14 protein-coding genes are annotated in these 17649 nt (G+C 65.0%); 7 read left to right on the top strand and 7 right to left on the bottom strand.

The window, feature by feature from the left end:
* Positions 1-31: 31 nt before the first annotated feature.
* Positions 32-1399 (bottom strand): peptidylprolyl isomerase, encoded by a 1368-nt coding sequence (locus PanNE5_RS10440; protein WP_017235201.1) that lies wholly within the window; start codon positions 1397-1399, stop codon positions 32-34.
* Entirely contained in the window at positions 1392-3587 is a 2196-nt protein-coding gene (locus tag PanNE5_RS10435; protein WP_261939833.1) for an LPS-assembly protein LptD, read from the bottom strand. The genes PanNE5_RS10440 and PanNE5_RS10435 overlap by 8 nt, the downstream gene beginning before the upstream one ends.
* A gap of 327 nt (positions 3588-3914) precedes the next feature.
* Between PanNE5_RS10435 and PanNE5_RS10430 the strand changes: the two genes are divergently transcribed.
* From PanNE5_RS10430 to purH, 7 genes are all read left to right on the top strand, one after another.
* Entirely contained in the window at positions 3915-5000 is a 1086-nt protein-coding gene (locus PanNE5_RS10430; RefSeq protein WP_261939718.1) for an aminoglycoside phosphotransferase family protein, read from the top strand.
* 19 nt (positions 5001-5019) lie between these two features.
* Positions 5020-5760: an N-acetylmuramate alpha-1-phosphate uridylyltransferase MurU gene (gene murU, locus PanNE5_RS10425; protein WP_039830606.1), complete on the top strand. Its 741-nt coding sequence runs from the start codon at positions 5020-5022 to the stop codon at positions 5758-5760.
* A 30-nt stretch (positions 5761-5790) separates the two neighbouring features.
* A complete protein-coding gene (locus PanNE5_RS10420; protein ID WP_410007574.1) occupies positions 5791-7134 on the top strand; it encodes an aminopeptidase P N-terminal domain-containing protein in 1344 nt (447 codons plus the stop codon).
* Entirely contained in the window at positions 7134-8468 is a 1335-nt protein-coding gene (locus PanNE5_RS10415) for a UbiH/UbiF/VisC/COQ6 family ubiquinone biosynthesis hydroxylase (RefSeq protein ID WP_261939716.1), read from the top strand. Before PanNE5_RS10420 ends, PanNE5_RS10415 begins: the two co-directional genes overlap by 1 nt.
* Positions 8469-8576: 108 nt before the next feature.
* Positions 8577-9605 carry a tRNA dihydrouridine synthase DusB gene (gene dusB, locus PanNE5_RS10410; RefSeq protein ID WP_026132199.1) on the top strand — a complete coding sequence of 343 codons (1029 nt, stop codon included), beginning with the start codon at positions 8577-8579 and terminating at the stop codon, positions 9603-9605.
* Positions 9602-9835 (top strand): Fis family transcriptional regulator, encoded by a 234-nt coding sequence (locus tag PanNE5_RS10405; protein ID WP_010803993.1) that lies wholly within the window; start codon positions 9602-9604, stop codon positions 9833-9835. The genes dusB and PanNE5_RS10405 overlap by 4 nt, the downstream gene beginning before the upstream one ends.
* A gap of 143 nt (positions 9836-9978) precedes the next feature.
* Positions 9979-11544: a bifunctional phosphoribosylaminoimidazolecarboxamide formyltransferase/IMP cyclohydrolase gene (gene purH, locus PanNE5_RS10400; protein ID WP_017235194.1), complete on the top strand. Its 1566-nt coding sequence runs from the start codon at positions 9979-9981 to the stop codon at positions 11542-11544.
* A gap of 88 nt (positions 11545-11632) precedes the next feature.
* On the opposite strand, the gene PanNE5_RS10395 is transcribed toward purH, so the two are convergent.
* From PanNE5_RS10395 to PanNE5_RS10370, 5 genes are all read right to left on the bottom strand, one after another.
* Entirely contained in the window at positions 11633-12688 is a 1056-nt protein-coding gene (locus tag PanNE5_RS10395) for a porin (protein WP_261939715.1), read from the bottom strand.
* A gap of 43 nt (positions 12689-12731) precedes the next feature.
* Positions 12732-13742 (bottom strand): XdhC family protein, encoded by a 1011-nt coding sequence (locus tag PanNE5_RS10390; RefSeq protein ID WP_261939714.1) that lies wholly within the window; start codon positions 13740-13742, stop codon positions 12732-12734.
* Positions 13742-16000, bottom strand: coding sequence for a molybdopterin cofactor-binding domain-containing protein (locus PanNE5_RS10385; RefSeq protein ID WP_410007586.1), 2259 nt, complete (start codon positions 15998-16000; stop codon positions 13742-13744). The genes PanNE5_RS10390 and PanNE5_RS10385 overlap by 1 nt, the downstream gene beginning before the upstream one ends.
* Before the next feature lie 16 nt (positions 16001-16016).
* Positions 16017-16460 (bottom strand): (2Fe-2S)-binding protein, encoded by a 444-nt coding sequence (locus PanNE5_RS10380; RefSeq protein ID WP_017231770.1) that lies wholly within the window; start codon positions 16458-16460, stop codon positions 16017-16019.
* 171 nt (positions 16461-16631) lie between these two features.
* Entirely contained in the window at positions 16632-17573 is a 942-nt protein-coding gene (locus tag PanNE5_RS10370; RefSeq protein WP_017231769.1) for an AraC family transcriptional regulator, read from the bottom strand.
* Between the last annotated feature and the right edge of the window lie 76 nt (positions 17574-17649).

Here is a 17649-nt window from a genome sequence, read left to right as displayed (position 1 = left end):
GAGAGGGGGACTGAAATGTCTCACACGCCGCTTACTGTTGCGCGCTATTGAGACGATAGTCGACATAAGCACTGTCACGCAGTTGCTGCAACCAGTCGCGGTACTGCTGCTCGGCCTTGCGGCCACGCAGTTCCTGCATGGCGACATTGCGCTCCTGATCGCCCGAGACCTGCGTCTCGCGATGACCCAGCACTTGAATCAGGTGATAGCCATACTCCGAGCGCACCGGGTCGCTGATCTGACCGTCCTTGAGTTCGGACATGGCGCGCTCGAATGCCGGTACGGTCTCGCCCGGCGAGATCCAGCCGAGATCACCGCCCTGCGATGCCGAACCGTCCGCCGAGAACTGTCGCGCGAAGTCGGCGAAATCGCCCTTGCCCGCTTCGATCTTGGCCTTGATGTCGAGCAGCTTTTGACGCGCCTGCGCTTCCGACACACCATCGCCCACCCGGATCAGGATGTGACGCGCGTGGATCTGCGGCACGGTCATGCCTTGCTCACCGCCCTGCTTGCGGGTCTCGACCAGCTTGATGACGTGGAAGCCGTTGTTGCTGCGAAGCACCTGCGGAACCACCGTCCCTGGCTGCAGCTTCTGAATCTGGCTCAGGTACAGATCGGGAATGCGTTCGGGAATGCGAAAGCCCATGTCGCCGCCGCTCGCGGCATCGGAGGCGTCCGAATACTGCTTGGCAAGCGCTGCGAAATCTCCGCCGGCTTTCGCCTTGTCCAGTGCTTCGTCCGCCTTCTTCTGCGCCGCACTGACCTGATCGGGCGAAGCGCCCTCGGGCACCTTCACGAGGATTTCGCTCAGGCGGTACTCGGTTTCGGACGGCGTCGCCGTGGCACCGCGCTGTGCGGCGAGGAAGGTGTTGACTTCCGAATCGCTGACTTGCACCTGGCTGTCGACTTCGCGATCGCGCAGGCGTGCCATCACGATCTGTTCGCGCACTTCCTTGCGGAAGGCGTCCCATGGCACACCGGCCTGCGACAGTCTCGCCTTGTACTGATCGATGCTCAGATGGTTGTCGGCGGCGATGCGTTGCAGGGCCTGCTCGACGTCGGCGTCCTTCACGACGATGCCGTCTTCCTTCGCGCGCTGAAGCTGCACTTGCGTGACGATCAATTGCTCGAGCACCTGGCGCTGCAGCAGATCGGCGTCCGGAATCGGCCGCTTGGCGAGCACTAGCTGGTGCTTGGCCTCCTCGATACGCGCGTCGAGTTCCTTCCGGGTGATCACGCTGTCGTTGACCACGGCCACGATGGAATCGACCGCGCGCACGGACGATGCAGGCGTCCCCGCGACACGGCTACCGACCGGCGCCGGCTGGGCCACCGCCACCCCGGCGGCGAGACACAGGCTCGCCAGCAGCGAGGCACGCTTCACAAACATGTCATTCATAGTTGCTGAATCGAGAAGGAATCTGGTTCGTCGGCGGCGCCTGATAACCCGGCACCCCGACCTTGAAGGCTTCTGTGGCGCTGTTGCCGGACTTCGTCAAGCCTTTTAACTCCAACTGCGCGAAGATACGCGAAGTTGTCGTGGTGGCATTGGTCGCATAGCGCTGGAGCCCCACCCGGAAGGCCCAGCAGTCGGCATCATACTCGAAACCCGCCAGGGCATCGATGAAGGTCTTGTCGGTAATGCTGTAGTTCAGGCGCCCCACAACGCCCAGCCGCGGTGTGATCGGCCACTGACCGGAAAGTTCGACCTGATTGATCGGTGTGACGGTCAATGCGGTCTGTCCCACGACCGGCACAGGGTTTCGCAGGTAGCGGTAATACACGTTGAACACCCGTCGCTCCCCCGGGCGCCATGTCACGCCGACATCCGAGCGGTTGAACTGCGACGTGCTCGGGCTGTATTGCACGGCGGTGCTGAACGTGATGTTTCGGTAAAGCAATGCCGAACCTCCGACCAGGAAGTCGGAAATGCCAGCGTCTTCCGGCGTGCCGCCCGGCATCGTCACGAGCGAGCGTGTGAAGTTGTAGCGCTGCGCGTACCAGACACGGCCTCGTTCCACCCCCGACTCCGCATCGATCAGGCGCGAGGTCAGTGCCGCCGTCACGCGATTGGCATCCTGAATCCGGTCGACGCCGATGAACGAGTTCTCGCTGAAGATTTCCGCCAGGTTGAAGTCGGAAACCGCGCTGTCGAAAATCGGAATGGAACTCTGATTTCGATACGGCGTGTAGACATAGAACAGGCGCGGTTCCAACGTCTGCCGCATCGCCGACCCGAACAGGTTCAGCGGGCGCTCGAACGTCAGTCCGGTATCGAGGCTGACCGTCGGCACCGTGCGCGTGATCGACGACTGCATCGTCGAGTCGCTTGCATAATCGATGTTGTACGCGGCCGCGTTGAAGATGACCTTCGGCACGATAAAGTAGCCAGGGGTCAGGATCGGGTAGCTCAACGTCGGCTGCGCATAAAGGCGCTCGCCATTCGGCTGCCCCGTCGACGACGCAATCTGGAACCGGTTGTACTTGATCGGCATCGTGAAATCGAAGCCGTGGAAGTCAAGCTTGTTGTAGGTCGCCGACAGTTCCGGCACCGACTCGTACTGCGGCGCGGTCGGCGCGAGCGTCTGATACTTCAACACTCGGGCGAGGAACGACCAATTGCCGTACTTCCACGTCAACCCGGCTTCGCGATTGTAGACACGCTGCACACCGGTCTGGAAGTTGGTGCCGGCACCGAAATCGTCGGGATAGGTGTCGTCCGAAACCTTCGTGAAGTTGACGTAGCCGTTCACGCCATAGCCGAGCGACTGACTATGCTGCCATGTGAACGTGTAACGGGCGTCCCCCGTAATTCGGTCCTTCGGCAGGTATTCGAAATGGAACAACCCTGCGTACGTCGGCTCGAGGTAGCGGAAGTCGCCGTTGAGCATCACGCCGCGCTTGGTCATGAAGCGGGGTGTGAGCGTCAGGTCACGGTTCGGCGCGATATTGAAATAATACGGCGTCGCCAGTTCGAAGCCCGTGCGGCTCGACTGAGTGAAGGTCGGTGCCAGGAAACCCGAGCGGCGCTCGTTCGACGTCGGGAACGACAAATACGGGCTGGCCAGGATCGGCACGCCCTGGAAGAACAGGATGCCGTTGTACGCCGTGCCTTCCTGCTGTTCCTGATCGAACTCGAACTCGGACGCCTTGATGTACCAGGCCGGCGTCTTGCCGTCGTCCGTGCATGCGCAGGCGGAATACGTGCCACGCTGCAGGGTCACCACGTTGCTCGCCTCGACGTCCGCGCGCTCCGACTTTCCGCCTCCGCCCGTCACGAGCTTGTAGGTCGGCGTCAGCATATAGCCGTCGCCCGCACCGGTGTACATATGCGCCTCGGGGCCGAGGAACAGATTGCCCCCTTGCGACAGGCGCGCATTGCCACGCGCCACGACCTCGTCAGAGTCCTGATCGTACGTGAGGCGATCGCCCTTCACGAACGAACGGTACTTGCGCGCCTCGGCGTCGCCATCGACGGTCGCATCCACGTTGGTCCGGCCGGTGAGGTGCATGCCGCGCACATACATCGGCACGTCGTCTCCGGCGCCCAACGCGTTGTCGACGAGCGCCGGCACCGTGCGCAACACCAATCCGTCGCTCTTGGCAATATCGGGAGGGGGGCTTCCTGCGCACCGGCGAGCGAACACCACACGCCCGGCAGGGAGAGCAGGAGTGCCAGTGGCTTTCGGCGCGCGCGCATCAGGCGCCGCAGCGAAGAAACATCATTCGTATGGACTTGTTTATCCGGCATGTACGCAAACAGCGTGACAATCGAGGCGCCGCTTGCAGGCAGCCAATCCCGCATGTCTGCACGGCGTTGCCGGGACATTCGGGACGGTCGATCGAGGTCGAGAAACAGGGCGTCTGGAAAACATGATCGGGTATTATATGGCAAGACGTTTACGACCCCCATCATGACCGCACATCCCGCCGCCTCCGCGAGTGTTTCCGACGCTTCCCACGCGCTCTCCAACGCCACCGATTCTCGCCTGCAAGCCCTCGGCCACTGGCTCGCCAGCATCGCCGAACCGTTCGCGCTGGACATGGCGCAGTGGGCGCCGGCCTCCGCGGACGCCAGTTTCCGGCGCTACTTCCGTATCGGCAGTCACGATTCTGCGCATCCGAGCCTGATCGTGATGGACGCGCCACCGCCGCAGGAGGATTGCCGTCCGTTCGTGCACGTCGCCCAATTGCTCGCCGACGCGGGCCTGCAGGCTCCGAAGGTGCTCGCCGAAGATCTCGCGCAGGGTTTCCTGCTGCTCACGGACCTCGGGCGCGAGACGTATCTCGACGTCATCACCGAGGACAATGCCCGCCCGCTCATGCGCGCCGCGCTCGATGCGCTGATCGTCTGGCAGATGCAGTCCCGCCCGGACGTGCTGCCCGCCTACGACACGGCGCTGCTCCAGCGCGAACTCGATCTGTTCCCGGACTGGTACGTTGGCAAGCACCTGAAGGTAACGCTGAGCGCGGACCAACGGGCGACGCTCGACCGCATCAATCAGTTGCTCATCGACAGTGCGCTCGCGCAACCCAAGGTGTTCGTGCACCGCGATTACATGCCGCGCAATCTGATGCCGGGCCTGCCGGGCACCACGGGTCCCGGCATTCTCGACTTCCAGGACGCCGTCTACGGACCGCTCACGTACGACGTGATCTCGCTGATGCGCGATGCCTTCCTCAGCTGGGACGAGGAACGTCAGCTCGACTGGCTGGCGTATTACTGGGAACGCGCCCGCAAGGCCGGCCTGCCGGTCGACGCCGACTTCGGCGAGTTTTACCGTCAGGCGGAATGGATGGGGCTGCAGCGTCATCTGAAGGTGCTCGGTATTTTCGCGCGCATCAACTATCGTGACGGCAAGCCGCGCTATCTGGCCGACACGCCGCGCTTCCTCGGCTACGCGCGCAAGGTCGCCGACCGCTACGCGCCGCTCCGCCCGCTCGCCCAGTTGCTCGACGCACTGACCGGCCAGCGCACGGATGTCGGCTACACGTTCTGAGGCGCACCGCATGACCGCAATGAAGGCGATGATCTTCGCGGCCGGGCGCGGCGAGCGCATGCGCCCGCTCACCGACGCCACGCCCAAGCCACTGCTCGGTGTCGGCGGCAAGCCGATCATCGTCTGGCAGATTGAAGCGCTGGCGCGCGCGGGGTTCACAGACATCGTCATCAATCACGCCTGGCTGGGCGCGCAGATCGAAGCCGCGCTCGGCGACGGCCGCGCATTTGGCGTTCGGCTTGCCTACTCGGCCGAGCGCGAAGCCCTGGAAACCGCCGGCGGAATCGCCTGCGCACGCCCGTTGCTCGAAGGCGCCGGCGACGTGTTCCTGGCGATCGCGGGCGATATTTTCACCTCGTTCGACTACGCGGCGTTGCGACCTCATGCGGCACGCATGGCCGCGCAGCCTGCGCCCGGCATGCACCTGGTGATGGTGCCGAACCCGCCGTTTCATCCGAAAGGCGACTTCGCCCTCGACCCCGCTGGCCAACTGCATCTCCCCGAGGCCGCCCCGCCCACGGCGCAGGCGCTGACGTTCGGCAGCATCGCGCTGTACGACCTCCGGCTCTTTGCCGACATCGCCTCGGGCACGCGCATGGCGCTCACGCCGCTGTACCAGCGCTCGATCGCCGCCGGGCGTGTTAGTGGCGAGCGCTTCGATGGCCTGTGGGAAAACGTTGGCACCCCGGCACAACTCGCTGCGTTGAACGCCGACGTGCGGGCCCGGCACGACGGCGCCCCCGGCAGTAGAATCGCCTGACGACGTTTTCAATCGACCGAACCGACCGAAATGGAGCCCGCGATGACTAATTCCCCGTACCGCGCCCGCCGCGAGCGCGTCATCGAACAGATGCGCAAGGCCGGTGGCGGTGTCGCCGTTCTGCCGACCGCGCCCGAAGTGCCGCGCAACCGCGACAGCGACTATCCCTATCGTCACGACAGCTATTTCTATTACCTGTCCGGCTTCACGGAGCCCGATGCGGTCGTGGTGCTCGACAGCCGCACGGGTCATTCCATCCTGTTCTGCCGCGCGAAGAACGAAGAACGCGAGATCTGGGACGGCTATCGCTACGGCCCGGAAGCCGCGCGCGAGACCTTCGGCTTCGACGCCGCCTACCCCATCGACGAGATCGATACGCGCGTGCCGCAACTGCTGGCCGACGCGCCGGCGCTGTTCTATGCGCTCGGCGCTTCGGCGCAGCAGGATCGTCAGGTCCGTCAGTGGCTAAACGCCGTGCGGGCACAAGGACGCACGGGCGTGTCGGCACCGTCTGCCGCGCGCGATATCCGCGCGATCCTCGACGAGATGCGTCTGGTCAAGGACCCGGTTGAAATCGACATCATGGCGCGTGCAGGCAAGATTTCGGCAGAAGCCCATGTGCGTGCGATGAAGGCATCGCGCCCGGGGCTGCGTGAATATCATCTCGAAGCCGAGCTGCTATACGAATTCCGCCGCAACGGCTCGCAATTCCCCGCTTACGGTTCGATCGTCGCCACCGGCGCCAATGCGACGGTGCTGCACTATCGCGCCGGCGACGCCAAGCTGCGCGACGGCGATCTATGCCTGATCGACGCCGCTTGCGAACTCGATGGCTACGCGTCGGACATCACGCGCACGTTCCCGGTCAACGGCAAGTTCACTGCGGCACAGCGCGAGCTGTATGACATCGTGCTCGCCTCGCAACAGGCGGCTATCGACGCAACGCGCGCGGGCGTGCGCTTCGACGCGCCCCACGATGCCGCCGTGCGCGTGCTCGCCCAAGGCATGCTCGACACGGGTCTGCTCAAACACGATGCGGTGGGCGGCCTCGACGACGTAATCGCCAACAAGTCGTTCAGCCGCTTCTACATGCACCGCACGGGGCACTGGATCGGCATGGACGTCCACGATTGCGGCGAGTACCGCGAGGAGGGTCCGAACGGCGAACGTCCGTGGCGCACGCTCGTCCCGAACATGGTGACGACCATCGAGCCGGGCATCTACGTGCGTCCCGCGCCGGACATCGACGAGCGCTACTGGAACATCGGCATTCGCATCGAGGACGATGCGGTCGTGACCGCCGACGGCTGCACACTGCTCACGCGCGACGTGCCGGTCGATGCCGACGAGATCGAAGCGCTGATGCGTGGCTGATGACTGACGCTCAGGTTCCCGCTGGTTCCACACACGCCGCCTACGCGGCGGACGACGCGCACGCGCGACGGTTTGATCTGGCGATCGTCGGCGCCGGCCCGGTCGGCACGGCACTCGCGCTTCTGCTCGCGCAGCGCGCGCCGCAGCTACGGATCGCGCTGGTCGACGCGCGCGGCGCGCAGGCCGGGTACGACGACCCGCGCACGCTCGCGCTCTCGCATGGCAGCCGCGAAATTCTCTCGCGCGCCGGCGCCTGGCCGCACAACGCGGCCGGGCTCGACAGCTCACCGATTCAACATATTCACGTCTCGCAAGCGCGCCGCTTCGGCAGCACGGAAATTGATTATCTCGATCACGGCGTCCCCGCACTCGGTTACGTGGTGCGATACGGCGCCCTGATGCGCGCACTGGACTCCGCCATGTCGCGCGTTCCCGGGCGCGTCGAACACGCGCCGCCGCCAGCGTCCGCCTCGCCGGAGGGGTCCAACGCGTTGCCCGCACCGGATCGACCGGGTCTGCATCACTTCCGCCCGTACCGGGCCATCGCCCTGAGCCAGGACGCACAGCAGGTCACCATGACCCTCGGCACGTCCGTCGACGATCGCGCGCAAACGCTGCACGCCGCGCTCGCCGTCAATGCGGAAGGGGGGCTGTTCGAGCGTCAGATGGCGCGCCCTCATGCGCGCGACTACGGCCAGACGGCCCTCGTCGGGTTCGTCACCTGCGAGCGTCCACGCATCGGATGGGCATGGGAGCGCTTCACGACGGACGGCCCGCTGGCCCTGCTGCCGCAGGAAAACGGCTACGCGTTGGTATGGTGCTGCCCGCACGCCGAGGCGAAGCGTCGGCGCGAACTGGGCGATGCCCAGTTCCTGAGCGAGCTGCACGCCGCCTTCGGCGACCGCATGGGCCGGTTCACCTCGATTGTCGGCCGTGCGGGTTTCCCGCTGGGCCTCAACGCGCTCGGCCACGTCGTCGACGGCCGGATCGCCGCCATCGGCAACGCCGCGCAAACGCTCCACCCGGTGGCGGGACAAGGGCTGAACCTCGGCCTGCGCGACGCCTTCGACCTGGCCGACGCCCTCGTTCGCGACATTCGCGGCGGCACGCCGCACCCCGGCGTGCCGAGCCCCACGGCGCTGACCGCCTTCGCCCGCCGGCGCCGCGCCGACCGGGGTCTCACGATCCGCATCACCGACCTGTTGCCTCGCGTCTTCGGCATCGACGCGGCCCCGGTCGCCCTGCTGCGCAGTGTGGCCCTCGCGAGCCTCGACCTTGTCCCGCCGCTCAAAACGGCCTTCGCCCGCCAGATGATGTTCGGCCAGCGCGGCTGAGTGTCTGGCTTGCCCGGCGCAACGATCGGACCGCCTGCTCATTTTTTAGGCGACGAGAATGGGTTTTCGCAGTAAAATGCCAACTTTTTCCTGCCTTTTCCCTTCATCGTGCATATCGGCCCCCACGAACTTCGCAATAACCTGTTCGTCGCCCCCATGGCGGGTGTGACGGATCGGCCGTTCCGCCAGTTGTGCAAGCGACTCGGTGCGGGCTATGCCGTCTCGGAGATGGTGGCCTCGAACGCCCAGCTGTGGAAGAGCGAGAAGACGATGCGCCGCGCCAATCACGCGGGTGAAGTCGCGCCGATCTCGGTGCAGATCGCAGGTGCCGACCCGGCCATGATGGCCGAGGCCGCCCGCTACAACGTGGAGCGCGGCGCCCAGATCATCGACATCAACATGGGCTGCCCGGCCAAGAAGGTGTGCAACGTCGCCGCCGGATCGGCCCTGCTGCAAAACGAACCGCTCGTCGCCCGCATCGTGTCCGCCGTCGTCGGCGCCGTGGGCGATGTGGTGCCGGTCACGCTGAAGATTCGCACGGGCTGGGATCGCGAACACAAGAACGCCCTCACGGTCGCCCGTATCGCCGAAGACTGCGGCATCAGCATGCTCACGGTGCACGGTCGCACGCGCGCCGACCTCTACCACGGCGACGCAGAGTACGAAACCATCGCCGCCGTCAAGGCCGCGGCCCGCATTCCGGTGGTCGCCAACGGCGATATCGACTCGGCGCAAAAGGCCAGACATGTGCTGGACGTCACGGGCGCGGACGCCATCATGATCGGCCGCGCCGCCCAAGGGCGTCCGTGGTTGTTCCGCGACATCGAGCTGTTTCTCACGACGGGCGAGATCGCCTTGCCGCCGCGCGTCGACGAGATCCAGCAAATCATGAACGAACACCTTGAGGATCATTACGAGTTTTACGGGGAATACACCGGTGTGCGGACCGCGCGCAAGCATATCGCGTGGTACTCGCGTGGCCTGCCGGGGGCAGCCACGTTCCGCCAGCGTATGAATACGCTCGACACCACGCAGGACCAGTTGGCTGCGGTCAACGAGTTTTTCGAACAGCAGAAGGCGCACTCGGACCGTCTCTGCTATGAACAAGAATCGCCGAGGGAGCTATTAGCCGCATGAGCAAAACAAACATAGAACAATGCGTGCGCGACAGTCTGGATTCGTATTTCCGCGATCTGGATGGCGCACGACCACACGATGTCTACGATATGGTCGTCTCGGTCGTCGAGAAGCCGCTGCTCGAGTTCGTGCTCGGCAAGGCCGACGGCAACCAGTCGCTCGCTGCAGAATACCTGGGGATCAACCGCAACACGCTGCGCAAGAAGTTGCAGCAGCACGGCCTGCTCTAGCCGTTGCGCGCGAACGGGAGGCCGTCTAGACCCACGCGCCGCCCGTCAGCCCCATCGCGGGGCGCGCCTGCGTCGACGACGACGCATGGTGCCCGCCCTATTTGCCCACATCGCCCGTTTTTGCCGCTTCACTACTGTCCGTCATGATCAAGCAAGCTCTCATTTCCGTCTCCGACAAGACCGGCATCGTCGACTTCGCCAAGTCGCTCGCTGCGCAGGGCGTGTCGCTCCTCTCCACTGGCGGCACCGCCAAGTTGCTGGCTGACGCCGGCCTCAAGGTGACCGAAGTGGCCGACTACACCGGCTTCCCGGAAATGCTCGACGGGCGCGTGAAGACGCTGCATCCGAAGGTTCACGGCGGCATTCTGGCCCGCCGCGACCTGCCCGAGCACATGGCCGCGCTCGCGAAGCACGACATTCCGACGATCGACCTGCTCGTGGTGAACCTGTACCCGTTCGTGCAGACCATCGCGCGCGATGACTGCTCGCTCGAAGACGCCATCGAGAACATCGACATCGGCGGCCCGACGATGCTGCGCTCGGCCGCGAAGAACCATCGCGACGTCACCGTGATCGTCGATCCCACCGACTACGCCGTGGTGCTCGACGAAATGAAGGCGAACGGCAACACGGTCGGCTACGCCACGAACTTCCGTCTGGCCACGAAGGTGTTCGCTCACACGGCCCAGTACGACGGCGCGATCACGAACTACCTCACGAGCCTGGGCGAGTCGTTGCGTCACACCGAGCGCTCCGCCTACCCGGCCACGCTGAATCTCGCGTACACGAAGGTGCAGGACATGCGCTACGGCGAGAACCCGCATCAGAGCGCCGCGTTCTATCGCGACATCGTCACGCCGGAAGGCTCGCTGGCGAACTATCGCCAGCTCCAGGGCAAGGAACTGTCGTACAACAACATCGCCGACGCCGATGCCGCGTGGGAATGCGTGAAGACGTTCGACGCGCCTGCCTGCGTCATCATCAAGCACGCCAATCCTTGCGGCGTGGCCGTGGCCGCATCGCCGGTCGACGCCTATGCCAAGGCGTTCCAGACCGACCCGACGTCGGCCTTCGGCGGCATCATCGCGTTCAACCGGGAAGTCGACGAAGCCGCCGCGCAAGCCGTCGCCAAGCAGTTCGTGGAAGTGCTGCTCGCGCCGTCGTTCACCGACGCCGCCAAGCAAGTCTTTGCGGCCAAGCAGAACGTGCGTCTTCTCGAAGTGCCGCTCGGCAACGGCGTGAATCAGTACGATTTCAAGCGTGTGGGCGGTGGCCTGCTGGTGCAGTCGCCGGATGCGAAGAACGTGGCCCCGCATGAACTGCGCGTGGTGACGAAGCGTCATCCGACGCCGAAGGAAATGGAAGACCTGCTCTTCGCCTGGCGCGTGGCCAAGTACGTCAAGTCGAACGCCATCGTGTTCTGCGCCGGCGGTATGACGCTGGGCGTGGGCGCCGGTCAGATGAGCCGTGTCGACTCGGCGCGCATCGCCAGCATCAAGGCCCAGAACGCCGGCCTGTCGCTGAGCGGCTCCGCCGTGGCCTCGGACGCCTTCTTCCCGTTCCGTGACGGCCTCGACGTGGTCGTCGACGCAGGCGCGACCTGCGTGATTCACCCGGGCGGCTCGATGCGCGACGACGAAGTCATCGCCGCGGCCGACGAGCGCAACGTCGCCATGCTGATGACGGGCACGCGTCACTTCCGTCACTAAGCCCTCGCCGCGATGGCCCTCGCCGGGTCATCGACAGGCGATATGAGAGGACACCCAGGATCCCCCGGGTGTCCTTTTTTTCTCTGCCTCAGAAGTAGTGCGCGAGACCCACGGCCACGCCGACTTGATTGCTACCCGGCAGGATGCTTGCGCCATAGCCGGTCACCCCCAGATTGGAGCCGTTCTGATTGCGCGAGAAACCGACTTCCGCGAACAGTTGTGTGCGCTTGGAAAGCAGATACGCCGCATTGGCCGCCAGCAAAAACGGATGTTGATTGGCCGACGTGATGTTGTTGTAGTAGATCGCCCCCGAGAGAATCACTTCGGTCACGGGCCGGTACTGCAACCCGGCGAAGATCAGTTCGTTGCGGCCCGCGACGCCGGGCACGTCGCTCAGATACCACTGATATCCCACGAACGGCTTGAAGTTACCGACGGCATAGCTCGCCCCCGCCGCCACCCGCTGCGTGGTATTGCCCTGCGTCATGACCGACGTGCCACGTTGCTGGTCGTACACCAGCGAGACATTGAGCGGACCGTTTCCGTACCCGACCGACACGCTGTACTCCTTGCCCACGCGCCACTGCCCCGGCACCTGCGCACCATTGGCAATGCTGGCGTCGTAACCCGTCGAGAACAGGCCCGCGACCTTGATGCCATTGAAGTTGCCGGCGTACTTGATCGAGTTGTCGGCCTTGCCAACGAACTGAGCATCGAGTGCGGGCAGCGAATAGCTGTAGTACGAAAGCGGATCGAGTTCGAGGAACGCATCGTAAATCAGGTTCTTCTGTCGGCCGAAAGTCAGTGCCCCCCATTGATTCTGCAAACCCACATACGCCTGGCGGCCAAACATGCGTCCGCCCTGCTGGAGCTGTCCAGAGTCGAGATTGAACCCTGCTTCGAGCTGCATGATCGCCTTGAGCCCGCCGCCCAGCTCTTCCGCCCCCTTGAAGCCGAAGCGATTCGCTGCCTGAGATCCGTTGCTCACGCGAAAGAGTGACGCCTTGCTGCCGTTCGCGCCAGCGGCTGCGTTACTGAGGTATTCCAGACTGTTGTCCAGAATGCCGTAGATCTGCAGCCCATCCGCTTTGGCACAGCCCGCCGCAAGCGTCAACGCCATTGCCAACCAAACCTTGTGTTTCATGACATTCCCCATTTTTTATATTGGACTACGAATTACAAGCACCTCATGCAATACGCGTTCGACATTCCCGACTTCCCTGCAAGTGACCGACCGAGACGGCATTTGAGACGCCGTTGCGCAGCCCGGTGATCTCCGCCAGAATCGCCAGCGCGATTTCCGGCGGCGTGCGCGCCCCGAGCGGCAGGCCGACCGGCCCGTGCAGGCGGTCGATCTGCGCCGCGTTCAGATCGAACATCGCCAGACGCTCGCGACGCGACGCCTGATTGCGGCGCGAGCCGATCGCACCGACGTAGAACGCGTCGGACTTGAGCGCTTCGAGCAGCGCCATATCGTCGAGCTTCGGATCGTGCGTGAGCGCGACAATCGCCGTATGGCCGTCGGGATGCAAACGCGCGATCAGGTCGTCCGGCATCTCCCGCGAATGCGAGACATGGGCGCCGCCCATCGCGTCTCGCGTCACCTCGTGGATATCGCGGGGATCGCAGACGACGACCCGATAACCCAGCGGCACCGCCATCGTCACCAGATGCTGCGTCAGTTGCCCGTCGCCGATCACGATGATTCGCCAGCGCGGGCCGAACGGCACCGTCAGGCGCGTCGTCGAATAGTCGAACGCTGCCGGCTGCGTAACGTTGCGCACACGCGCCACCCCCGTGCACAGATCCAGCTCACGCACCCCGAGTCGACCGTGGCCGATGGCCTCGCGCATGGCGTCGAGCCCGCTGCGCGGGGTCACGCGCTCGACGACCAGTTCGAGCGTGCCGCCGCACGGCAAGCCGAAGCGGTGCGCCTCATCGGCGTTAAGGCCGTACGTCTGCACGTGAGGTCGCAAGCCCGGCCGGAAACCACGGGCGACCTTCGCGAGCAGGTCGTCCTCGATGCAACCGCCGGAGACCGACCCGGCGACGCGCCCGCGCGTGGCGAGCGCCATCATCGCGCCGACGGGACGCGGCGCCGAGCCCCATGTCCGCGCGACACTCGCGAGCAGCACGTCGTCGCCTTGCGCCTGCCAGCGAGCGACGGCATCGAGCACTTCAGCGTCGAGCGCGTCCATCAGGCGTGCCCCTCGTCATGCGCTTCACGGGCGAGCGTACGCGCCTGCGCGACGGTCTGCGGCAGCGGCATCGAACGCGCCCGCACACCGGTGGCGCGACGGATCGCCTGCGCCACCGCCGGCGCCACCGGCGGTAATGACACTTCGCCACACCCCTGAGGTGGGCGGTCGCTCGGCACGATCACAGTCTCGATCGTCGGCATCTCGACGAGATACAGCAGCGGATAGTCGCCGAAGTTGCTTTGCTCCACGCCGCCGTTGGCGAAGGTAATCTGGCTCTTGAACGTATTGGTGAGCGCAAATCCGATGCCGCCTTCGATGTTCGCGCGGATCAGGTTCGGGTTGATTGCACGGCCGCAATCGACGCTGCACACAACGCGTTCGATCTTGAAGCGCTCGTTTACGACGCGCAGCTCCACGGCGAGCGCGACATAGGTCGAGAAGGCCGCACCGCGTCCGGTATAGGCGCAGTAGCCGAACCCGCGATGCACGCCGGGCTTCGCCAACGTGTGCCAACCGGCAGACGCCGCCGTCGTCTCGATCACCCGCGTTGCGAGCGCATCGTGTTTGAGCAGGCGTTTGCGATACTCGACGGGATCGACGCCGGCGGCGTCGGCCATCTCGTCGATAAAGCTCTCGAGAAAGAACACGCTCGACGTCGAACCGACCGAGCGCATGAAGCTCACGGGAATGTTGGGCTGCGGCACGTCGATGCCTTCGACGCGCAGGTTCGGGACCGCGTACGCGAGGTCGTAGAGCCCGTCGAGCATGGTCTCGTCATAGCCGGCCTTCTCGTAGTGGTCCTTCTTGATGACGTTGTAAAGCGACTGCCCCGCCACGCGTGCATGCAGGGCCGTGGGCAGCCCGTCGTGACCGAGCACCGCCTCGAAACGACCGGAGGCGCAGGGACGATAGAAGCCGTGTCGTATGTCGTCTTCGCGAGAGCGGATCACCTTGACGGGACGCCCGACCGCCGCCGATGCCACCGCCGCATGGATCACGAAATCGGGCACGTATTTGCGTCCGAAACTGCCGCCGAGGAAGGTCGTGTGCACGATGACCTTCTCCGGTGGCAGCTTGAAGATGCCGCCTAGCGCCCAGCGAACTTTGTCCTGCCCCTGGATCGGCCCCCAGACCTCGATCTCACCCTGCGCCTTGCGCACGTGCACGGTGGCGTTCACCGGCTCCATCGTCGCGTGGACGATGTACGGGGTGTGGTATTCGGCCGTCACACGCTTGCCGCCGGCGGCACCCGAGGCACCGGCAGCGATAAGGCCCGGGGCATCGCCGACGTCGGTCGCAACGCCCGCCTTCCCATCGACAAGCGCGGCACGGCGCTGCGCGAGTATCGCCGCGCTGTCGGCCGCGGCGCCCGCTTTCCATTCGATATCGAGGGCATCGCACGCTTGCTTTGCACACCAGTAATCGTTAGCGACGACGATGATGGCGTCCTTCGCCTGCACGACGTCTTGCACCCCCTTGCGCGCCTTGATTGCGTCGCGATTGCGCACCGACAGCGGAACGCCACCTGTGGTCGGGGCCATGCGCACGGCGCCGACGAGCATGCCCGGCACCTTCACATCGATACCGAAGACGGCCGAGCCATCGACCTTCGACGGCGTATCGAGACGAGACACCGACTTCCCGATCAATGCATGGGCAGCTTCGTTCTTCAATCGCGGATGCCAATTGAGCGGCAGCGTCGCGGCCTCGGCGGCCAGCTCACCGTAGCCGAGCGAGCGGCCCGATTGCGGATGAATGACGCGGCCCTCATGCGTCACACAGTTGGTCGTGCGAACGCCGAACCGGCGTGCTGCCACGGCGACCAAAGCTTCACGTGCTTGCGCCCCGGCGATTCGCAGACGCTCATAGAACAACGTGGCCGACATCGACGCGCCCACGAACTGCTGCAACGCCTCGTTGGCCGCAGCCGTTCGGTAGGCGTCGCGCGCAGTCACGAATTCGACGCGCACCCGACGCCAATCGGCGTCGAGTTCATCGGCCAGCACCTGGGGCAAACCGGTGTAGACGCCCTGTCCGACTTCGCATTGCGAGAGACCGAGCACGGTCGTGCCGTCGGCATCGATGCGGATCCAGTCATTGATTTCGACAAGTGTCTCGCCCGCCGCGCGCGCTTCGGGACTGACCACCCACGACGCCGAAATCGGAACCAGCAGACTGCCCGCTGCCAGCGACATCCCTTTGAGCCAGTGACGGCGGGACGGCGACGCGGGAGCATGGGACGCAGCCTCGTTCACGTCAGCCGTGGTGCGCTCAGCGTTTGGCAGCGGCATGGATCGCCTCCCGGATACGGTGATAGGTCGCGCAACGGCAGAGGTTGGTCATCGCCTCGTCGATCTGGGCGTCGGTCGGATGCGGATGCTTGTCGAGCAGCGCCGCCGCGGCCATCACCATGCCGGACTGGCAGTAGCCGCACTGCGGCACATCCGTGGCGATCCACGCCTGCTGAATCGGATGCGCGCGTGTCGGCGACAGGGCCTCGATGGTCGTGATGCGCCTGCCCGCTGCCGCCGAGACCGGCAGCACACAGGTGCGCGTGGCTACACCTTCGAGGTGTACCGTGCAGGCACCGCATGCGCCGATACCGCAGCCGTATTTGGTGCCGGTCAGCCCCGCGGCATCGCGGATGACCCACAGCAAAGGCGTGCCGTCATCGCCGTCGAAGACGAAGGGCCGCCCGTTGAGTTGGAATTCCATTGACTCTCCCGTTGTGACTGCCGTCTGCCCCGGCGTGTCTTACGACGCGCCGGCAGAAGGTGAGTGAATTCTCACAACGAGAAAATTGGCGAACAACGACCGCTCGGCCCGAAAAGGATGCCGTTCGTCCAGAGACGGGAAAACCCTCACGCGCGAGGCGCGACAGTCGCGTCAGTTGGCTGGGCCGCAGTGTCTGAGATATTCGCGCGGCGGCAAGCCGTAGCAGCGACGAAAGGCGCGGGTGAACGCCTTCTCCGACGCGTAGCCGACGGCATCGGCCACATCGGCGATGCGCACGCCCGCGCCCGCCAGACGCTCCGCAGCCAGGTACATGCGATGCGTCGTGAGATACGACATCGGCGATTCACCCACGAGTTCGCGAAAGCGCAGGCAGAACTTCGAGCGCGACATGCCCGCGATGTCGGCCAGTTGCTCGACCGTCCAAGGCCTTTGCGGCGCGTCGTGCATCGAGGCGATGGCGCGTCCCAATTGCGGATCGGTCATGCCGCGTAGCCAATGCGTCGTCGCGCCGCCGCTGGCACCGAGATAGGCACGCAGGATCTGGATGAACAGCACGTCAGCCAGACGCGCGACGGCCACGCGCCATCCCGCACCGCACTGCATCGACTCTTCGATGAAGCCTGCCAGGGTCGTGGTGAGCCGCGCGGGAACGGCTGGATCGCCGGCGCGGATATGGATGAGCGGCGGCAGCGACGCGAGCAAGGGATTGCGCACGCGCTCCCGGAACATCACTACACCCGTGTAGAGGTCGCTCACCGGCCCCGTGCCGCCCGCGCGGAACGCGAGAGGTGTGTCGAGCCGGGGCGCGATGCCCTGCGCCGTCATCAATTGCTCGAAGACCACCGGTGGCTCGTCCAGCGACGAGCACATCACGTGCTCGTGTCCATGCGGCAACAGCACGCAGTCGCCCGGCTCCACGCGCACCGGCGCCATGCCAGCCACGACGAGATAGAACGGCTCTCCCGTCGCCGTGCGAAACGGCGCACCGTCCATCGCGGGCTTGCGCAGCGACCAGGGGGCTCCGAACGTGAAGCGACCTGTCACGACCGCATCCGCCCGCAGATCGTTGAGAACGTCGCTCAGCGGATCCATGCCACCCCACCTTGCACGACGTGAAGATTCGTTCGTCTCATGGGTGGAACTTTGATTTGTATATGGATAAATCGAA

The sequence above is a fragment of the Pandoraea sp. NE5 genome, from assembly GCF_024363545.1.
Classification (GTDB): Bacteria; Pseudomonadota; Gammaproteobacteria; order Burkholderiales; family Burkholderiaceae; genus Pandoraea; species Pandoraea cepalis.
Note: the sequence above shows the minus strand (reverse complement) of the source record. Positions and strands in the feature narration are given on the sequence as shown.